Annotated in this window: 15 protein-coding genes, 9 tRNA genes and 3 rRNA genes; 6 read left to right on the top strand and 21 right to left on the bottom strand. The window is 42.7% G+C overall.

Annotation, left to right across the window (positions count from 1 at the left end):
- Nucleotides 1-38: 38 nt before the first annotated feature.
- From HMPREF1514_RS08755 to HMPREF1514_RS08675, 17 genes are all read right to left on the bottom strand, one after another.
- Nucleotides 39-112: transfer RNA gene (locus HMPREF1514_RS08755), tRNA-Arg, on the bottom strand.
- 9 nt (nt 113-121) lie between these two features.
- Nucleotides 122-207, bottom strand: a tRNA-Leu gene (locus HMPREF1514_RS08750).
- A 7-nt stretch (nt 208-214) separates the two neighbouring features.
- Nucleotides 215-286: transfer RNA gene (locus HMPREF1514_RS08745), tRNA-Gly, on the bottom strand.
- Nucleotides 287-301: 15 nt separating this feature from the next.
- Nucleotides 302-374 (bottom strand) — tRNA-Thr (locus tag HMPREF1514_RS08740).
- Nucleotides 375-384: 10 nt separating this feature from the next.
- A tRNA-Leu gene (locus HMPREF1514_RS08735) sits at nt 385-466 on the bottom strand.
- Between the two features lie 9 nt (nt 467-475).
- Nucleotides 476-548: transfer RNA gene (locus HMPREF1514_RS08730), tRNA-Lys, on the bottom strand.
- A 27-nt stretch (nt 549-575) separates the two neighbouring features.
- Nucleotides 576-648: transfer RNA gene (locus HMPREF1514_RS08725), tRNA-Asp, on the bottom strand.
- 17 nt (nt 649-665) lie between these two features.
- Nucleotides 666-738 (bottom strand) — tRNA-Val (locus tag HMPREF1514_RS08720).
- Between the two features lie 105 nt (nt 739-843).
- Nucleotides 844-959: ribosomal RNA gene (gene rrf / locus HMPREF1514_RS08715) — 5S ribosomal RNA — on the bottom strand.
- A 251-nt stretch (nt 960-1,210) separates the two neighbouring features.
- Nucleotides 1,211-4,113: ribosomal RNA gene (locus tag HMPREF1514_RS08710) — 23S ribosomal RNA — on the bottom strand.
- 190 nt (nt 4,114-4,303) lie between these two features.
- Nucleotides 4,304-4,376, bottom strand: a tRNA-Ala gene (locus tag HMPREF1514_RS08705).
- 56 nt (nt 4,377-4,432) lie between these two features.
- Nucleotides 4,433-5,988: ribosomal RNA gene (locus HMPREF1514_RS08700) — 16S ribosomal RNA — on the bottom strand.
- Together the 16S, 23S and 5S rRNA genes with 9 tRNA genes alongside form the textbook arrangement of a ribosomal RNA operon.
- Before the next feature lie 200 nt (nt 5,989-6,188).
- Complete coding sequence (locus HMPREF1514_RS08695; RefSeq protein ID WP_037598771.1) at nt 6,189-6,671, bottom strand: sigma-70 family RNA polymerase sigma factor; 483 nt, start codon at nt 6,669-6,671, stop codon at nt 6,189-6,191.
- A gap of 212 nt (nt 6,672-6,883) precedes the next feature.
- The gene (gene nusB, locus HMPREF1514_RS08690; protein WP_037598770.1) at nt 6,884-7,309 is read right to left on the bottom strand and encodes a transcription antitermination factor NusB; all 426 of its coding nucleotides are present in this window, start codon (nt 7,307-7,309) and stop codon (nt 6,884-6,886) included.
- A complete protein-coding gene (locus tag HMPREF1514_RS08685; RefSeq protein ID WP_003037725.1) occupies nt 7,302-7,691 on the bottom strand; it encodes an Asp23/Gls24 family envelope stress response protein in 390 nt (129 codons plus the stop codon). The genes nusB and HMPREF1514_RS08685 overlap by 8 nt, the downstream gene beginning before the upstream one ends.
- 110 nt (nt 7,692-7,801) lie before the next feature.
- Nucleotides 7,802-8,362, bottom strand: a complete 561-nt coding sequence (gene efp / locus HMPREF1514_RS08680) for an elongation factor P (RefSeq protein WP_003026309.1) — start codon at nt 8,360-8,362, stop codon at nt 7,802-7,804.
- Nucleotides 8,363-8,420: 58 nt separating this feature from the next.
- Nucleotides 8,421-9,482, bottom strand: a complete 1,062-nt coding sequence (locus HMPREF1514_RS08675) for a M24 family metallopeptidase (protein WP_037598769.1) — start codon at nt 9,480-9,482, stop codon at nt 8,421-8,423.
- A 147-nt stretch (nt 9,483-9,629) separates the two neighbouring features.
- On the opposite strand from HMPREF1514_RS08675, the gene HMPREF1514_RS08670 reads away from it, so the two are divergent.
- On the top strand, nt 9,630-10,385 hold the full coding sequence (locus HMPREF1514_RS08670; protein WP_037598768.1) for a hypothetical protein: 756 nt from the start codon (nt 9,630-9,632) through the stop codon (nt 10,383-10,385).
- A gap of 37 nt (nt 10,386-10,422) precedes the next feature.
- Here the strand turns inward: HMPREF1514_RS08670 and uvrA are convergent, their stop codons facing one another.
- Nucleotides 10,423-13,248 carry an excinuclease ABC subunit UvrA gene (uvrA, locus tag HMPREF1514_RS08665; RefSeq protein ID WP_037598767.1) on the bottom strand — a complete coding sequence of 942 codons (2,826 nt, stop codon included), beginning with the start codon at nt 13,246-13,248 and terminating at the stop codon, nt 10,423-10,425.
- Nucleotides 13,249-13,370: 122 nt separating this feature from the next.
- Here uvrA and HMPREF1514_RS08660 point away from each other — a divergent pair, with 122 nt between their 5' ends.
- Together HMPREF1514_RS08660 and HMPREF1514_RS08655 are read left to right on the top strand one after the other, a co-directional pair.
- Complete coding sequence (locus tag HMPREF1514_RS08660; RefSeq protein WP_003070861.1) at nt 13,371-14,315, top strand: magnesium transporter CorA family protein; 945 nt, start codon at nt 13,371-13,373, stop codon at nt 14,313-14,315.
- Between the two features lie 15 nt (nt 14,316-14,330).
- Nucleotides 14,331-15,008 carry a DUF1129 domain-containing protein gene (locus HMPREF1514_RS08655; RefSeq protein WP_037598766.1) on the top strand — a complete coding sequence of 226 codons (678 nt, stop codon included), beginning with the start codon at nt 14,331-14,333 and terminating at the stop codon, nt 15,006-15,008.
- Between the two features lie 173 nt (nt 15,009-15,181).
- Here HMPREF1514_RS08655 and rpsR read toward each other — a convergent pair whose 3' ends face one another.
- From rpsR to rpsF, 3 genes are read right to left on the bottom strand one after another with little or no spacing between them, the layout of a single operon-like run.
- A complete protein-coding gene (gene rpsR, locus HMPREF1514_RS08650) occupies nt 15,182-15,421 on the bottom strand; it encodes a 30S ribosomal protein S18 (protein WP_000068664.1) in 240 nt (79 codons plus the stop codon).
- 36 nt (nt 15,422-15,457) lie between these two features.
- Nucleotides 15,458-15,949, bottom strand: coding sequence for a single-stranded DNA-binding protein (locus tag HMPREF1514_RS08645; protein WP_037598764.1), 492 nt, complete (start codon nt 15,947-15,949; stop codon nt 15,458-15,460).
- An 11-nt stretch (nt 15,950-15,960) separates the two neighbouring features.
- Nucleotides 15,961-16,251 carry a 30S ribosomal protein S6 gene (gene rpsF, locus HMPREF1514_RS08640; RefSeq protein ID WP_003026325.1) on the bottom strand — a complete coding sequence of 97 codons (291 nt, stop codon included), beginning with the start codon at nt 16,249-16,251 and terminating at the stop codon, nt 15,961-15,963.
- A 276-nt stretch (nt 16,252-16,527) separates the two neighbouring features.
- Here rpsF and HMPREF1514_RS08635 point away from each other — a divergent pair, with 276 nt between their 5' ends.
- Genes HMPREF1514_RS08635 through HMPREF1514_RS08625 form a run of 3 tightly spaced genes read left to right on the top strand, consistent with a single transcriptional unit; the run spans nt 16,528 to nt 18,858 of the window.
- Complete coding sequence (locus tag HMPREF1514_RS08635) at nt 16,528-17,571, top strand: bifunctional glycosyltransferase family 2/GtrA family protein (protein ID WP_037598761.1); 1,044 nt, start codon at nt 16,528-16,530, stop codon at nt 17,569-17,571.
- A complete protein-coding gene (locus tag HMPREF1514_RS08630; protein WP_037598759.1) occupies nt 17,568-18,473 on the top strand; it encodes a phosphodiester glycosidase family protein in 906 nt (301 codons plus the stop codon). The genes HMPREF1514_RS08635 and HMPREF1514_RS08630 overlap by 4 nt, the downstream gene beginning before the upstream one ends.
- Nucleotides 18,448-18,858, top strand: coding sequence for a hypothetical protein (locus tag HMPREF1514_RS08625; protein WP_037598757.1), 411 nt, complete (start codon nt 18,448-18,450; stop codon nt 18,856-18,858). The genes HMPREF1514_RS08630 and HMPREF1514_RS08625 overlap by 26 nt, the downstream gene beginning before the upstream one ends.
- Nucleotides 18,859-18,924 lie beyond the last annotated feature (66 nt).

Genomic DNA, 18,924 nt, shown 5'->3' with positions numbered 1-18,924 from the left:
ATAGGTAGAAAAACCGAAGCCCTCAGACTTCTTCCCTATGCACCCTAGAGGAGTCGAACCTCTAACCGCCTGATTCGTAGTCAGGTACTCTATCCAGTTGAGCTAAGGGTGCTCTTTCCTATGCCGAGGACCGGAATCGAACCGGTACGATTGCTTCCAATCGCAGGATTTTAAGTCCTGTGCGTCTGCCAGTTCCGCCACCCCGGCTACCTCAAGCGAACGACGGGGTTCGAACCCGCGACCCCCACCTTGGCAAGGTGATGTTCTACCACTGAACTACGTTCGCATCCTTTTCTTCTTATGCCGGCTACATGACTTGAACACGCGACCCTCTGATTACAAATCAGATGCTCTACCAACTGAGCTAAGCCGGCTTATCTTCTATGCGGGTGAAGGGACTTGAACCCCCACGCCGTTAAGCGCCAGATCCTAAATCTGGTGCGTCTGCCAATTCCGCCACACCCGCCTGTGACTATGACCCGTACTGGGCTCGAACCAGTGACCCTTTGATTAAAAGTCAAATGCTCTACCAACTGAGCTAACGAGTCTCTCTAATGTATCTCTATACACTAAAACGGTCCCGACGGGAATCGAACCCGCGATCTTCGCCGTGACAGGGCGACGTGATAACCGCTACACTACGGGACCTATTCTTTCTAGAATGATGGGAGTTAACGGGATCGAACCGCTGACCCTCTGCTTGTAAGGCAGATGCTCTCCCAGCTGAGCTAAACTCCCTTGGGATGGAGTTTAGCTCAGCCAACGGTGAGAAACTTCGTTTCTCTTATCCACCGATTGAAATGTCGATTCCCTCTCCATTTCAACTAAGCTAAACTCCCCTTTGCTAAGCGACTACCTTATCTCACAGGGGGCAACCCCCAACTACTTCCGGCGTTCTAGGGCTTAACTGCTGTGTTCGGCATGGGTACAGGTGTATCTCCTAGGCTATCGTCACTTAACTATATGAATGGACTCGGTCGAAAGCTTCGCTTCCTCTATCTCCCAAGCTAAAACATCCACTGGATATTTCGTCCACTCAAAATTGAATAACGCTCTCAAATCGTTTCAAGCATAAACTAAACATTCTGTGCTCTCAATAAAATTGTACTCGGGCTAAATCCTTGGAAAAAAGATAAATAGTCTGGTGTTCATCGAACACTACTCCCATTCCCTATTTCTCAAGTGGATTTTACACCCTTAGTAACTAATCTAGGATAAGTCCTCGAGCTATTAGTATTAGTCCGCTCCATTGCTCACACAACTTCCACTCCTAACCTATCTACCTGATCTTCTCTCAGGGCTCTTACTGATATAAAATCATGGGAAATCTCATCTTGAGGTGGGTTTCACACTTAGATGCTTTCAGCGTTTATCCCTTCCCTACATAGCTACCCAGCGATGCTCTTGGCAGAACAACTGGTACACCAGCGGTAAGTCCACTCTGGTCCTCTCGTACTAGGAGCAGATCCTCTCAAATTTCCTTCGCCCGCGACGGATAGGGACCGAACTGTCTCACGACGTTCTGAACCCAGCTCGCGTGCCGCTTTAATGGGCGAACAGCCCAACCCTTGGGACCGACTACAGCCCCAGGATGCGACGAGCCGACATCGAGGTGCCAAACCTCCCCGTCGATGTGAACTCTTGGGGGAGATAAGCCTGTTATCCCCAGGGTAGCTTTTATCCGTTGAGCGATGGCCCTTCCATACGGTACCACCGGATCACTAAGCCCGACTTTCGTCCCTGCTCGAGTTGTAGCTCTCGCAGTCAAGCTCCCTTCTACCTTTACACTCTACGATTGATTTCCAACCAATCTGAGGGAACCTTTGGGCGCCTCCGTTACTCTTTAGGAGGCGACCGCCCCAGTCAAACTGCCCGTCAGACACTGTCTCCGTAGATGATCAACCTACCGGGTTAGAGTGGCCATAACACAAGGGTAGTATCCCAACATCGCCTCCATCGAAACTGGCGTCCCGATCTCATTGGCTCCTACCTATCCTGTACATGTGGTACAGACACTCAATATCAAACTGCAGTAAAGCTCCATGGGGTCTTTCCGTCCTGTCGCGGGTAACCTGCATCTTCACAGGTACTAAAATTTCACCGAGTCTCTCGTTGAGACAGTGCCCAAATCATTACGCCTTTCGTGCGGGTCGGAACTTACCCGACAAGGAATTTCGCTACCTTAGGACCGTTATAGTTACGGCCGCCGTTTACTGGGGCTTCAATTCATACCTTCGCGTTACCGCTAAGCACTCCTCTTAACCTTCCAGCACCGGGCAGGCGTCACCCCCTATACATCATCTTACGATTTAGCAGAGAGCTGTGTTTTTGATAAACAGTTGCTTGGGCCTATTCACTGCGGCTCAGTTAAACTGAGCACCCCTTCTCCCGAAGTTACGGGGTCATTTTGCCGAGTTCCTTAACGAGAGTTCTCTCGCTCACCTGAGGCTACTCGCCTCGACTACCTGTGTCGGTTTGCGGTACGGGTAGAATATAGATTAATGCTAGAAGCTTTTCTTGGCAGGGTGACATCACTCACTTCGCTACTAAACTTCGCTCCCCATCACAGCTCAACGTTACAGATATAAGCATTTGACTCATACCACGCCTCACTGCTTAGACGTGCTCTTCCATTCGCACGCTTGAGTTAGCCTTCTGCGTCCCTCCTTCACTCTATACTCTAGTACAGGAATCTCTACCTGTTGGCCATCGGATACACCTTTCGGTCTCTCCTTAGGTCCCGACTAACCCAGGGCGGACGAGCCTTCCCCTGGAAACCTTAGTCTTACGGTGGATGGGATTCTCACCCATCTTGCGCTACTCATACCGGCATTCTCACTTCTATACGTTCCAGTGCTCCTCACGGTACACCTTCGCCACACATAGAACGCTCTCCTACCATACCTATAAAGGTATCCACAGCTTCGGTAAATTGTTTTAGCCCCGGTACATTTTCGGCGCAGGGTCACTCGACTAGTGAGCTATTACGCACTCTTTGAATGAATAGCTGCTTCTAAGCTAACATCCTAGTTGTCTGTGCAACCCCACATCCTTTTCCACTTAACAATTATTTGGGGACCTTAGCTGGTGGTCTGGGCTGTTTCCCTTTCGACTACGGATCTTAGCACTCGCAGTCTGACTGCCGACCATAATTCTTTGGCATTCGGAGTTTATCTGAGATTGGTAATCCGGGATGGACCCCTCACCCAAACAGTGCTCTACCTCCAAGAATCTTCATGTCGACGCTAGCCCTAAAGCTATTTCGGAGAGAACCAGCTATCTCCAAGTTCGTTTGGAATTTCTCCGCTACCCACAAGTCATCCAAGCACTTTTCAACGTGCCCTGGTTCGGTCCTCCAGTGCGTTTTACCGCACCTTCAACCTGCTCATGGGTAGGTCACATGGTTTCGGGTCTACATCATGATACTAAGTCGCCCTTTTCAGACTCGGTTTCCCTACGGCTCCGTCTCTTCAACTTAACCTCGCATCATAACGTAACTCGCCGGTTCATTCTACAAAAGGCACGCTCTCACCCATTAACGGGCTCGAACTTGTTGTAGGCACACGGTTTCAGGTTCTCTTTCACTCCCCTCCCGGGGTGCTTTTCACCTTTCCCTCACGGTACTGGTTCACTATCGGTCACTAGGGAGTATTTAGGGTTGGGAGATGGTCCTCCCAGATTCCGACGAGATTCCACGTGTCTCGCCGTACTCAGGATCCTGCTAGGTATAAAGACTATTTTAAATACGAGGCTCTTACTCTCTCTGGCAACCTTTCCCAAGGTCTTCTTCTATAATCTTTACGTCCACTTCGCAGTCCTACAACCCCGAAGAGTAAACTCTTCGGTTTGCCCTCCTGCCCTTTCGCTCGCCGCTACTTAGGCAATCGCTTTTGCTTTCTCTTCCTGCAGCTACTTAGATGTTTCAGTTCACTGCGTCTTCCTCCTCATATCCTTAACAGATATGGGTAACAGGTAGTACCTGTTGGGTTCCCCCATTCGGACATCCCTGGATCTACGCTTACTTACAGCTCCCCAAGGCATTTCGTCGTTTGTCACGTCCTTCTTCGGCTCCTAGTGCCAAGGCATCCACCGTGCGCCCTTACTAACTTAACCTTATTTTGACCTTTCAGTCATAAACTCATTAATATTCACAGCGTTTCGGTTTATTTTCTTGTTACTATTTGATATCGTTATTCAATTTTCAATGGGCTAATTAGGTTCGTGTTCAACTTCTTTACCCGTTGAACGCTTATCCTATCTTATCTAGTTGAACAAGAAAGTCATTTCTTTGCATCCTAGATAATGGAGCCTAGCGGGATCGAACCGCTGACCTCCTGCGTGCAAAGCAGGCGCTCTCCCAGCTGAGCTAAGGCCCCACAAGACCTCTCAAAACTAAACAAAACGAACTCAATGGCTTCCGATTTTTCCTTAGAAAGGAGGTGATCCAGCCGCACCTTCCGATACGGCTACCTTGTTACGACTTCACCCCAATCATCTATCCCACCTTAGGCGGCTGGCTCCTTACGGTTACCTCACCGACTTCGGGTGTTACAAACTCTCGTGGTGTGACGGGCGGTGTGTACAAGGCCCGGGAACGTATTCACCGCGGCGTGCTGATCCGCGATTACTAGCGATTCCGACTTCATGTAGGCGAGTTGCAGCCTACAATCCGAACTGAGACTGGCTTTCAGAGATTAGCTTGCCGTCACCGGCTTGCGACTCGTTGTACCAGCCATTGTAGCACGTGTGTAGCCCAGGTCATAAGGGGCATGATGATTTGACGTCATCCCCACCTTCCTCCGGTTTATTACCGGCAGTCTCGCTAGAGTGCCCAACTGAATGATGGCAACTAACAATAAGGGTTGCGCTCGTTGCGGGACTTAACCCAACATCTCACGACACGAGCTGACGACAACCATGCACCACCTGTCACCGATGTACCGAAGTAAAGCTCTATCTCTAGAGCGGGCATCGGGATGTCAAGACCTGGTAAGGTTCTTCGCGTTGCTTCGAATTAAACCACATGCTCCACCGCTTGTGCGGGCCCCCGTCAATTCCTTTGAGTTTCAACCTTGCGGTCGTACTCCCCAGGCGGAGTGCTTAATGCGTTAGCTGCGGCACTAAGTCCCGGAAAGGACCTAACACCTAGCACTCATCGTTTACGGCGTGGACTACCAGGGTATCTAATCCTGTTCGCTCCCCACGCTTTCGAGCCTCAGCGTCAGTTACAGACCAGAGAGCCGCTTTCGCCACCGGTGTTCCTCCATATATCTACGCATTTCACCGCTACACATGGAATTCCACTCTCCCCTTCTGCACTCAAGTTAAACAGTTTCCAAAGCCTACAATGGTTGAGCCACTGCCTTTCACTTCAGACTTATCTAACCGCCTGCGCTCGCTTTACGCCCAATAAATCCGGACAACGCTCGGGACCTACGTATTACCGCGGCTGCTGGCACGTAGTTAGCCGTCCCTTTCTGGTTAAGTACCGTCACTGTGTGAACTTTCCACTCTCACACACGTTCTTCCTTAACAACAGAGCTTTACGATCCGAAAACCTTCTTCACTCACGCGGCGTTGCTCGGTCAGGGTTCCCCCCATTGCCGAAGATTCCCTACTGCTGCCTCCCGTAGGAGTCTGGGCCGTGTCTCAGTCCCAGTGTGGCCGATCACCCTCTCAGGTCGGCTATGTATCGTTGCCTTGGTGAGCCGTTACCTCACCAACTAGCTAATACAACGCAGGTCCATCTGGTAGTGATGCTCTTGCACCTTTTAAACATCTACCATGCAGTAAATGTTCTTATGCGGTATTAGCTATCGTTTCCAATAGTTATCCCCCGCTACCAGGCAGGTTACCTACGCGTTACTCACCCGTTCGCAACTCACAGAATACGGTGTAGTAAACTACGGTGCATCCTGTGCGTTCTACTTGCATGTATTAGGCACGCCGCCAGCGTTCGTCCTGAGCCAGGATCAAACTCTCATATAAAGTTTGAGCTCTCACTCATTTCTGTCACTGACAGATTTATTTTTCTTTTGTTTGACGGACTGTCTCTCAACAGTCGCCTGCACATTGGTTCGTCTTGTTCAGTTTTCAAAGGTCTTTATCGCCCTCAAGCGACAACTATCTTAGTATATCACCTCCTCCTCTTCTTGTCAATACTTTTTTTCATCTTTTTTTATTTTCCTCTAGCTTTTTCTTTCATCGTAATCTTGTAAGTAGGCCCGTAACTCCCGAAGCATCGCTTGGCGTCCTTGAAACCGTTCATCTGCTAGTAAGCGCTCATACTGTTCTTGTTTCTCTGGACTTAGCTGTTTTTGATAGCTCTTTAGTTGGGCTCGGAGAATCACCAATTCATCCAAATAGAGTTCTTTCAGGCTGAGCTTGTGACCTATCTCGCTCACTTCCTCATAGGCTTGACGGTCTAGTTTGCGCTTTTGGCTTTCTTGTTTGCGCAGGATGTCCTTGATGTGATTACGGAACTTGGTCTTATAGTAAACATAGAGACGACTTTCTGACTCTACCAGTTGCGGATAGCGACTCACCAATTCATATAAGACCAGCATCCCTTCTTGGTCCCAATCACTTAACTCCCACAGGTGGACATAATATTCCCGGCGACACTTCAGTACGATCCCTCTCACTTTGTCATACAACTCCTTGAAGTCCATTTCATAACCCTCCTTTTTTCTTACCTCTTTAGGGTATCATGAAGGAAGGCTCTTTGAGCTTCTACTATCTATTCTTTCCCTTATCATCTCCCTTCTAACCTTCTTGGCAACTTCCCTATCACTTTAGAAACTTTCTGATCCTGTTCAGCAATGAAAGTGAAAAAGAGAGAACTACTGCTCTCTCAATCCTATATTCATTTCTTCTTAAAATTTTATTCTGTGATAAATTTACTCAGGATACCATTGATAAACTTGCTTGATTTCCCATCTGAGAACTTCTTAGATAACTCAATTGCTTCATTGATTGCAACTAGTTGAGGAGTATCAAATTCTGTCATTTCAAACAGTCCCAAACGAAGAATATTTTTTTCTACTAATGTAAGACGTCCTAAGGTCCAGCCTTCTTTTAGATATTGACCTATTTTCTCATCCAATTCACTTTTGGACTGTTCGACACCCATGACAAGGTTCAATAAAAATATAGGAATTCCCACATCTGAATCGCTTGTAGAATCTTTATCATATGTATATGCAAAGCGACAAGCTTCTATCACATTTCTTTCATATTCCAAACTCATTAACGCTTGAAAAGCACGCTCACGTAGTTGTCTTCTCATTTCCAGCTGTACATCAGTCATTGAGAAAATCCTCATCGAACAAATCTTTTAAATCCGGTTTTGGTGTTTTTTCTGGAACAATGCCAGCTACATGAATGTTCACTGCAGATAATTCAACCTCTGCCATATCAGAAACAGCACTTTTCACTGCTTTCTGAATAGCCACTGCTACCGCTGGAACACCTACACCGTATTCTAAATATAAATAAATATCAACAGTTACTTCACCATCACTGGCAGTATGAAGATAGACGCCACGTCCTAAAGAACGTTTTGCAAGGCTATCAGACATGCTTTTATTTGCGAAAGAGTAAACGCCATCCACTTTAGCCGTTGCAATGGCAATAATTTTTTCTAAAACACGTGGTGCGATAACGATTTCGCCTAATTGTTCAGTTGCCATAACTTGTCCTTTCTTAAGACACAAAGACATTCAAGGAGTCTGTTCAATATTTGTCAGACTCTTAGTCTGAGTTTAATAGTAATTTAAGAACTTCTAGTTCTTAGAATAAATTATGCACGAGAAACGTAGGTTCCTTCTTGCGTATTGATAATCAATTTTTGTCCGACTTCGATAAAGTCCGGTACGTTTACTACGAGACCCGTTTCAAGAGTAGCTGGTTTACCAGAACCTGTTACTGTTGCTCCTTTAATAGAAGGTTGTGTATCTGTTACAACTAACTCTACGGTCGTTGGAACCGTAACACCAATAACTTCACTTCCGTAGAATTGAATTTTCACTTCTGAATTTTCAAGGATAAATTTCAATTCTTGCTCTACATTTGCTACTGGGATTTCATATTGCTCAAATGACTCTGTATCCATGAAATAAGCCGTGTCATCCATCTGGTATAAGTACTGTGCTGGACGTGTTTCAATAATCGCTTGTTCAAATTTTTCTTCTGGACGGTAAGTTGTATCAAAAGTTGAACCTGTACGTACATCACGTAGTTTCATACGCATAACAGTATTCCCTTTACCTGGTTTATGGTGGCTTGCTTCAAGGACACGAATCAATTTCCCATCCGTTGTTTCAAACGTCATACCAGCTTTCAGCTTACTTGCTTCAATCATTATTATTACCTCTTTTAAAATAGATTTCTCTTTATTTTATCATAAAGATTGACAATTCTCAAATTACAATTAGCTCTTTTGGGGCAAGAGTCAATACTTCGCAACCTGTTTCCGTGATGACAAGATCATCTTCAATACGGACGCCATATTTACCATCCAGATAGATACCTGGCTCATCTGTTAAAACCATCCCTATTTCAATCGGCTCAGAGGACTTACCAAAGTAAGGAATTTCATGAATATCAAGCCCAATTCCATGACCAATCCCATGAGTAAAATAAGCTCCGTAACCCGTATCATTGATGATCTGACGTGGAATCCGATCAAAGTCAATACGACTGACTCCAGCCTTGGCTTGATCAATCAAAGCCTTGTTGGCACGCAAGACAATATCATAAATCTCACGTTCCTCATCCGTCACATGACCTACATGAATAGTTCGTGTCATATCGCTAACATAGTGATTGTAATAACAACCAAAGTCCATTGTCAAGGTTTCACCAGTTTGAATCACTTTCTCACTAGCTACTCCGTGAGGCATGGCAGAACGGTATCCTGAGGCGATGATGAAATCAAAAGACGCACCTGAAGCACCAAGTTTGCGCATGCGAGCATCTAAAAAGTTCATAACTGCCAACTCGGTTGTCTCACCTGGTTTGATAAAGTCTAATACATCTAGAAAGGCTTGATCGGAAATTTGACAAGCTTTTCGAATCGTATCAATTTCTTCCGCATCTTTTATCATGCGCAGATTCTCGATGAAACTGCTCATAGGTATCAGTTCATAGGCTGCAAATACGCTTTTCAGCATCTTGAAGTAGGCATAGGACACTTGATCATCAAAGCCAATTTTTTCTAATTTATCGTCTCCAATGATTTTAGCGATTTCCCCCAAAGCATCACGAGTTTCAATAATATCAAATCCTTTGACCACACCTTTGGCAATCAAGGTGTAGCGGGAATCTGTCAAAAAAATCCGTCGCGTTTTGCTAATGAAAACTGTCGCTTCTGTTCCGCTAAAACCCGTCAGATAGTAAATATTCTTCAGATTGGTTACTAAGACAGCATCACACTCTGTCTGTTTTAAGGCTACTTCAAATTTTTCAACTCTTGATAACATGAGAAAACCTCCGTAAAATGATTCAATTTATTATAGCAAAAAAATACTGAAAATAATACAATCTATATAGTTAGGATTAGATGAAATTGACATTTGAAAGCGCTAAATATATAATTTTCGTTAAACAAGAAAGAATGAGGTAACGATATGAATAAAACAGAATTACTGTTACAAAGACTAGATGAGATTGGTCAGTCTCTAAAAGATTCGAAACAAGCACTAGCTTTGCTGGCACTTGGTTCTTGCGGAACAGAAAGAGAACGATTGGATCAGTACTCAGATTTAGACTTCTTTGTTATTGTAAAAGATGGCTACAAGCAGACCTATATCCAAGACCTAACCTGGTTAAGTAAGCTAAAACCAATTGCATTTCACTACCAAAATACAGTGGACGGGCATAAAGTTCTATTTGAAGATGATGTTTTTTGTGAATTTGCTGTCTTTGAAGCTCATGAACTAGTAAACATTCCCTTCGCTGAAGGCAAGATTATCTGGAAGGAGGTCGGTTTTGATGAAACAATCTGTCAGCCACAAAGACTGCCATCAAAAGAAAACAGAGACCGTGAATGGCTGTTGGGAGAAATTTCATGTAATCTATATTTAGGGATAGGTCGCTATCAGCGAGGCGAAAAATTGGCTGCTTATGATTTCATCCAAAACAGATCCGTCAAACTTTGGACTGAACTAATCAATTTGGAAACAACTTCTAAATCTAATTTTATAGATGTCTTTAATACCAACAGACGATTTGAAGAAGGTTATCCAAAGGAAGCCAAGCAATTGCCTCACTTTTTGCAAGGTTACGAACACATTTCTGAGTCTGCTCAAGCACTCCTAGAATATCTGGATAAACACTATTCTCTTAACCCATTTATAAAAGAAAAAATTCGTAATTTATTATAAAAAAGACTCTGCCTAAAAAAGCAGAGTCTTTTAAATCTTATTTTAACTTTCCTTTTAGATACTGGCCAGTATAGCTAGCAGAGTTTGCAGCTACTTTTTCTGGTGTACCAGTAGCAATAATAGTACCTCCACCAATACCACCTTCTGGTCCAAGGTCAATAATGTAATCGGCCGTCTTAATAACGTCCAAATTATGTTCGATGACGAGAACCGTGTTGCCATCGTCTACAAAACGTGATAGCACTTGGAGAAGTTTCGCAATATCCTCCGTGTGCAGACCTGTAGTTGGTTCATCCAGAATATAGAAAGACTTACCTGTTGAGCGCTTGTGAAGTTCGCTGGCTAGTTTCATCCGCTGAGCCTCCCCACCAGACAGAGTTGTGGCAGGTTGCCCCAAGGTTACATAACCCAGCCCTACATCTTTGATGGTCTGAAGTTTCCGCTCAATTTTAGGAATATGCTTAAAAAATTCCACTGCATCATTGACCGTCATATCCAAAACTTGAGCAATGTTTTTCTCTTTGTAGTGCACTTCCAAGGTTTCACTATTGTACCGTGTTCCATGGCAAACCTCACAAGGGACATAAACATCTGGTAAAAAGTGCATCTCAATCTTGATAATCCCATCCCCAGAGCAGGCCTCGCAGCGTCCCCCCTTCACATTGAAAGAGAAACGCCCTTTTTTATACCCACGAATCTTAGCTTCGTTAGTCTGAGCAAAGAGATCGCGAATATCATCAAAGACGCCAGTATACGTCGCTGGATTGGATCTTGGTGTTCGGCCGATCGGGCTCTGGTCAATATCAATCAAACGATCAATATGCTCAATTCCTGAAATATTTTTGAATTTACCCGGTTTGTCTGAATTACGATTGAGTTTTTGAGCGATTGCTTTTTTCAAAATGGAATTAACCAAGGTCGATTTCCCAGAACCGGAAACCCCCGTCACGGCTATAAATTTTCCCAACGGGAAGCGGGCCGTGATGTTTTGCAAATTGTGCTCGCGCGCACCTGTGACTTCGATAAAGCGACCGTTTCCTACGCGGCGCTCCAATGGCACTGGAATTTCACGTTTGCCCGATAAATACTGACCTGTAATTGATTTCTTGCTTTTTGCAACTTGCTCTGGAGTGCCTGCCGCAACAATTTCACCACCAAAAACACCTGCTCCAGGTCCAACATCAATCAACCAATCAGCTTCGCGCATAGTATCTTCATCATGTTCAACTACGATGAGAGTATTGCCCAAATCACGCATTTTTTTGAGACTGGCAATCAAGCGATTGTTATCCCGCTGGTGTAGACCAATAGAGGGCTCATCTAAGATATAAAGAACACCACTGAGGTTGGAGCCAATTTGAGTTGCCAAGCGAATCCGCTGACTCTCACCACCTGATAGAGTTCCAGCAGAACGAGATAGTGTCAAGTAATTAAGCCCGACATTATTCAGAAAAGTCAAGCGATCTCGGATTTCTTTGATAATCGGTGTTGCAATGGCCACTTCATTTTCAGTCAAAGTCAGATGAGAAAGTAATTCTAAATGATCTGCAATAGACAAATCAGACACTTGACCAATATTGAGACCATTTTCACCGCCTACTTTAACAGACAAGGCTTGTGGATTCAGTCGATAACCATGGCAACTTGCACAAGTCAACTCATTCATATAAAGTCGCATTTGGCTACGGGTAAAATCACTGTTAGTTTCATGATAGCGGCGGTTGATATTGGTTACTACTCCTTCAAAAGGGATGTCGATATCCCGCACGCCACCAAATTCATTTTCATAGTGAAAATGGAACTCCCGGCCATTTGAGCCAAAGAAAATCAGCTGTTTTTCTTCCTCATTCAATTCCTCAAAAGGCTTATCCATATCGATGCTAAAGGCTTCCATCGCCTGAGCTAACATTTGCGGATAATAACTAGAAGAAATTGGATTCCACGGTGCTAGAGCTCCTTCACGTAATGTTTTACTACTATCAGGCACTACAAGATCCAAATCAACCTCTAACTTGATACCTAAGCCGTCACAGTCAGAGCAGGACCCAAATGGGGCATTAAAAGAGAAAAGGCGCGGTTCTAGTTCAGGTACCGTAAAGCCACAGACTGGACAAGCATAATGCTCGGAAAAGAGTAATTCCTTGTCATCCATCGTGTCAATCACCACATAACCGTCTGCAATTCTTAAGGCTGCTTCAATCGAATCAAATAACCGACTGCGTACACCGCCCTTAATGACAATCCGGTCTACCACTACTTCAATATCATGCTTTTTCGTTTTAGAAAGCTCTGGGACTTCGGTTACATCATAAACGTCCCCGTCCACGCGCACTCGTACATACCCATCTTTTTGGATTTTATCAAATATTGTCTTGTGCTGTCCTTTTTTCTTACGGATAACTGGCGCTAGAATTTGTAATCGCTGACGTTCGGGTAATTCCAAAACTTGATTGACGATTTGTTCTACAGAAGAAGCTTTAATGGCTCCATGCCCATTGATACAATATGGAGTTCCCACACGCGCATAGAGCAAACGGAGGTAATCATTGATTTCTGTAGCTGTTCCGACTGTTGAACGAGGATTCTTGCTAGTCGTTTTTTGGTCAATAGAAATAGCAGGGCTAAGACCGTCAATTGAATCCACATCCGGTTTTTCCATATTGCCCAAAAATTGACGAGCATAAGCCGACAGACTTTCCACATAACGCCGTTGTCCCTCTGCATAGAGAGTATCAAAAGCTAAACTAGACTTGCCCGAACCAGACAAACCAGTCACTACAACCAGTTTGTCCCGCGGAATCGTAACATCAATATTTTTTAAATTATGAGCTCGTGCTCCATGAATGATAATTTTATCCTGCATTCTTACCACACTTTATTTTAGACTTCTTTCTATTATAACAAAATTTTCTACAATCTTTTACCCAAAAACTCGGAATTTTATAGTATAATAGTACGGTGTGCAAATAACTGAAGGAGGAAAACATGAAACAAGTCTTTCTATCAACAACAACTGAATTTAAAGAAATTGATACGCTTGAGTCGGGGACTTGGATCAATTTAGTCAACCCTTCTCAAAGTGAGTCTACTGAAATTTCCAATGCCTTTGACATTGATATTACGGACTTACGAGCACCCCTTGACGCAGAGGAAATGTCTCGTGTTACCATCGAAGATGAATATACTTTGATTATCGTGGATGTTCCAATTACAGAGGAGCGAAATAATCAGACTTACTATGTAACCATCCCTCTAGGGATTATTATTACCGAAGATGCGATTATTACTACCTGTTTGGAAAAACTTCCATTGCTCGATATTTTTATTAATCGACGATTACGTAATTTCTATACATTTATGCGTTCTCGCTTTATTTTCCAAATTCTTTATCGAAACGCCGAGCTGTATTTGACAGCGCTTCGTTCCATTGATCGTAAAAGTGAGCAAATTGAAAGTCAGCTACACAAGTCAACTCGGAATGAAGAACTAATTGAACTCATGGAACTTGAAAAAACGATTGTCTATTTCAAAGCGTCCTTAAAAACCAATGAGCGTGTAATAAAAAAATTAACCAGCGCTACAAGTAATATCAAAAAATATTTGGAAGATGAGGATTTGCTAGAAGATACACTCATCGAAACTCAACAGGCAATTGAGATGGCAGATATTTATGGAAATATCTTGCACAGTATGACAGATACGTTTGCTTCTATCATTTCAAATAATCAAAATAACATCATGAAAGCTCTAGCTTTAGTGACGATTGTCATGTCCATTCCAACTATGATTTTCTCAGCCTATGGAATGAACTTCAAAAATAATGACTTACCACTCAATGGGGAGCCACATGCTTTTTGGATTATTATTTTCATCGCCTTTGCGATCAGTGTTTCACTGACAGTTTACCTCATTCACAAAAAATTATTTTAATTAAAAGGAGATCTTATGACACAAGTTTCTTTGGATAAACTCAGCAAAAAAAATCAAGAATTTGTCCGTATCGCAACCCACCAACTCATCAAAGATGGAAAGACAGACGAAGAAATCAAAGCCCTGCTAGAGGAAATCATCCCAACGATTCTTGAAAATCAAGCAAAAGGAATTACTGCTCGCGGACTTTATGGAGCACCTACTGTTTGGGCAGCGAATTTTTCAGAAGCAAAACAAAAAGAAGCTCAAACTATCAAAGAAAATACCAATCCGTATCTCATGATTATGGATGCTTTCTTATTTGTCTTTAGTTTATTTGCTATCTTAAATAGTAGTGTTAACTTATTCTCCAAAAATCCTAGCAATTATGGTATTGTGACGATTGTACTTGGTAGCGCGGTGGGGGCACTCGTATTTTACGGAATGTATTACTTTATTTACCGCTTTTATTATTCCGACCAAGACCAAAGTCAAAAGCCACCATTTTTCAAATCGCTCCTAATCATTTCAGCTGCTACGATATTATGGGCTACTGTTCTTTATGGAACAACCTTCCTATTGCCAGCCATTTTAAATCCAAAACTACCAAACCTATTTATCCTTGTGTTCGGTGGTGGAACGTTGGCACTTCGTTTTTATCTCAAAAAGAAATTCAACATCCGCAGCGCTCTTACCTCACCAAGACAACTCTAATTCTATTCTTATTTAAACATCCGCCTGTTGAAACTGAAACAAGCGGATGTTTTGAATAAGAAATTACCACTTCAAATCAATTTCGAGCATAAGAAAAGCAACCCGTTAAGTTACTCACTTGACTTTATATAAAAAGAGCCTGATTTTTATAAATTCAAGCTCTTTTTTATATTTTAATCTTCGTTTACGAACGGCATCAAAGCCATTACGCGAGCGCGTTTGATCGCTGTTGTTACTTTACGTTGGTTCTTAGCTGAAGTTCCTGTTACACGACGAGGAAGAATTTTCCCACGTTCTGAAACAAAACGGCTAAGAAGCTCAGTATCTTTGTAATCAACATATTCAATCTTGTTTGCTGCGATGTAATCAACTTTTTTACGGCGTTTAAATCCGCCACGACGTTGTTGAGCCATGTTCTTTCTCCTTTATATCATTATTCTGTTTGTCCATTAAAATGGTAGATCGTCATCTGAGATGTCCATTGGATTGGCATTCCCAAATGGATTTTCATCACGAGAAAAGTTAGGTACTTGGTTGGCAGAAGTTGCGTTACCAAAATTGGAAGATGAATTTCCGAAGTTGTTGGAAGCATAGCCACCAGAAGATTGACCTTCACGACTAGCACGGCTTTCCAATAGTTGGAAATTATCCGCTACGACTTCTGTCACATAGACACGTTGACCTTGCTGATTTTCGTAGTTACGCGTCTGAATACGACCGGTAATTCCGATAAGAGCTCCTTTTTTAGCCCAATTTGCAAGATTTTCTGCCTGTTGGCGCCAAATTACAACATTAATAAAGTCCGCTTCTCTCTCGCCACTTTGATTTTTAAAGTTGCGATTAACAGCAAGAGTAAAAGTTGCGACCGCTTGATTTTGCGGCGTATAGCGAAGTTCGGCATCTCGGGTCATCCGACCCACAAGTACAACGTTATTTATCATAGTAACCCTTCTTACGCGTCAAGTTTGACGATCATGTGACGAAGAATGTCAGCGTTGATTTTTGAAAGACGGTCAAATTCATTCAAAGCGACTGCATCTTCAGCCTCAACGTTTACGATATGGTAAAGTCCTTCACGGAAATCTTGGATTTCGTAGGCAAGACGACGTTTTTCCCAATCTTTTGATTCAACAACAGTTGCACCGTTGTCAGTCAAGATAGAGTCAAAGCGTGCTACCAAAGCGTTTTTTGCTTCTTCTTCAATGTTTGGACGAATAATATAAAGAATTTCGTATTTAGCCATTGATTTTTCCTCCTTTTGGTCTAATGACCCCCAGCTATTGCAAGGGGTAAGTGAGGGATACTCACGAACAACTATTATACTAAACTTTCTGGGAAATAGCAAGAAAAACCCGTATGTGTTTTTTGAAACGTTTTTTAATATCTTCTTTTTTAGTACATTTTCCTTACATTTCCTCCTCCAAAGCCTTAAAAAAAGCTGATATCAGTTAGCTTTAAGTTAGCATCTCTATACTAATGTGTATCTTTTCTATCATTTGTCTAAGAAAGGAGTACATACATGGATTTTTTAGTCATTCCTGCTTACAAACCTGACCTCACTCTCATTCATCTTTTACAAAGGGTGAAGGCAAAGAGTTCCTTGCATGTCGTTGTTGTTAATGACGGTAGCCCAGCTAGTTATGATTCGATTTTTCAAGAAGCTCAGAAATACGCTATTATTTTATGCTATCCAAACAATCAGGGAAAAGGACAGGCATTGAAAAACGCTTTTACTTATATTGATACCTTAGGACAATATGGGACAGTAGTTACAGCTGATGCGGATGGTCAACACAACGTATGGGATATTTTTCGCGTGAGCAAAAAAGCTCAAGAAAACCCCAACCACTTAATTCTGGGAGTTCGTTCTTTTTCTGGGAAGGTTCCTTTACGATCGGCTTTTGGAAATAAAGTAACACGATTCCTGTTTCAGCGACAGATTGGTGTTTCTGTGACAGATACTCAGACCGGACTTCGTGGCTTTACAACCAATATGATTCCATTTATGTTGGAGATTGAAGGGCAGCGTTATGAATATGAAATGAATATGCTGTTATCTGCTTCTACAAAATATCCTATCAGCGAAGTTCCAATTGAAACCATTTATATCAATGATAATCAAGCTTCTCACTTTAGACCAATACGCGACGGGCTCATGATTTACAAAGATATGTTTAAATTTGCTCTTTCTTCAATTAGTAGTTTTTTGATTGACTATATCGTCTATGCGCTAGCCCTTTTGGTGCTTGCTACAGTGCCAACTAGTCTCAAAATTTTACTGGCAAATGGAGTAGCTCGTGTCACGAGCTCAATTGTCAATTATTCCACAAATAAAAAACTGATCTTTAAAAATAAAGACAGCGTTGCCAAAACAGGGACTGGTTATTTCGGGCTAGCCTTGGGCTTGTTTATCCTCGACACCCTTTTAATCAGACTATTTTACGCCATTTTCGGTCTCAATTTGCTGATTGTTAAAATCATTGTCGGATCACTGCTCTTTTGCCTATCTTGGCTCGTTCAAAAAAAAATTATTTTCAAAGAAAGGACGCATACTTTATCATGAAGTTTTTCAAAAAATCCTATGCTTATGCTAGTCTCTTTGGTATGCTGTTGACAGGGGCGTTTACCTACTCCATGTTAAAAACTTTTGTTCTGTCAGAGGCCATTACAACAGTCAAATCCTCTTCTACCTCAACTAGCACAACAAATGCTAAAACAGCAACAAATGCGACAAAGACAAATAAAAGCTATAAGGACGATAATGTTTCCATTAACCTAACTACAAAAAACGTCAGCAACACAAAAGTGTACATTGCAGATATTACGGTCAGCTCCCCCAAATATCTTAAAACTGCTCTAGCACAAAATACATATGGAAATAACGTAACCGCTAAGACTTCGGTTACAGCAGCCAATAACAATGCCATTCTGGCTATCAACGGTGATTTCTACGGAGCAAATACAACTGGTTACGTCATCCGCAATGGTGTTGTCTATCGAAATACCGTTCGTGAAGATGCTAGTAATGGTGATTTAGCAATCTATAAAGATGGGAGTTTCGGAATTGTTTACGAAAATGATGCTTCTGCTAAAGACTTGGTTAAAAATGGTGTTGTACACCTTCTTGCTTTTGGTCCTACTTTAGTTAACAACGGTAAGATTACTGTTTCAAGTAATTCGGAAGTGGGGCAATCCATGGCTTCTAATCCACGTACAGCTATTGGGATAATTGATAAAAACCATTATGTCATCGTTGTATCAGACGGCCGAACATCTGAAAGTCAAGGCCTGTCTCTTTACCAACTAGCTCAGGTGATGAAATCCTATGGTGTTAAAACTGCTTATAATCTGGATGGCGGTGGTTCGTCTACTCTTTACTTTAATGGAAAAGTCGTCAATAAACCAACGACTAACGGAACAATTTCAGAAAGGGCGGTGAGTGACATTGTCTACATTGGTTACTAAAACAAACAACAAGCGTTTTAAAAAGACAGCGGTGGTCTATACCCTAATTATAGTATTCTTCTTTATCTTTAGTCGCATTTACGAACACTTCAGTTTTGGAGAGACTTCAGTCTATATGCACTGGCTCTTCGGAGTACCGCTGATAGGCGGGGTTGTGCTCCTTATTTTTCAAAAACTTATTCCCAATCTTTCGCGACTCAGTCTCAATCTTTGGAATTCTGCGGTCGCAACCATTGCCGCTGGCGTTCTTTTTCGCGGTATTGTCAATCTATCTGGTCGCTCTACCACACTGGATTTACCTTACTGGTATGTTGGAATCGGATTAGCCGGGCTAGCTCTACTCTCAATGATTTTTACCAGAAGCGTATGGGAGATAGACATATAAGATACCAAAAAGTATTAACACATACAGAACTTAAAGCATCATGGTGCCCCCTCTTTACAAAACAAG

The organism is Streptococcus sp. AS20, from assembly GCF_000524255.1.
GTDB classification, from domain to species: Bacteria; Bacillota; Bacilli; order Lactobacillales; family Streptococcaceae; genus Streptococcus; species Streptococcus constellatus.
This window is presented reverse-complemented; position numbering and strand designations above follow the sequence as displayed.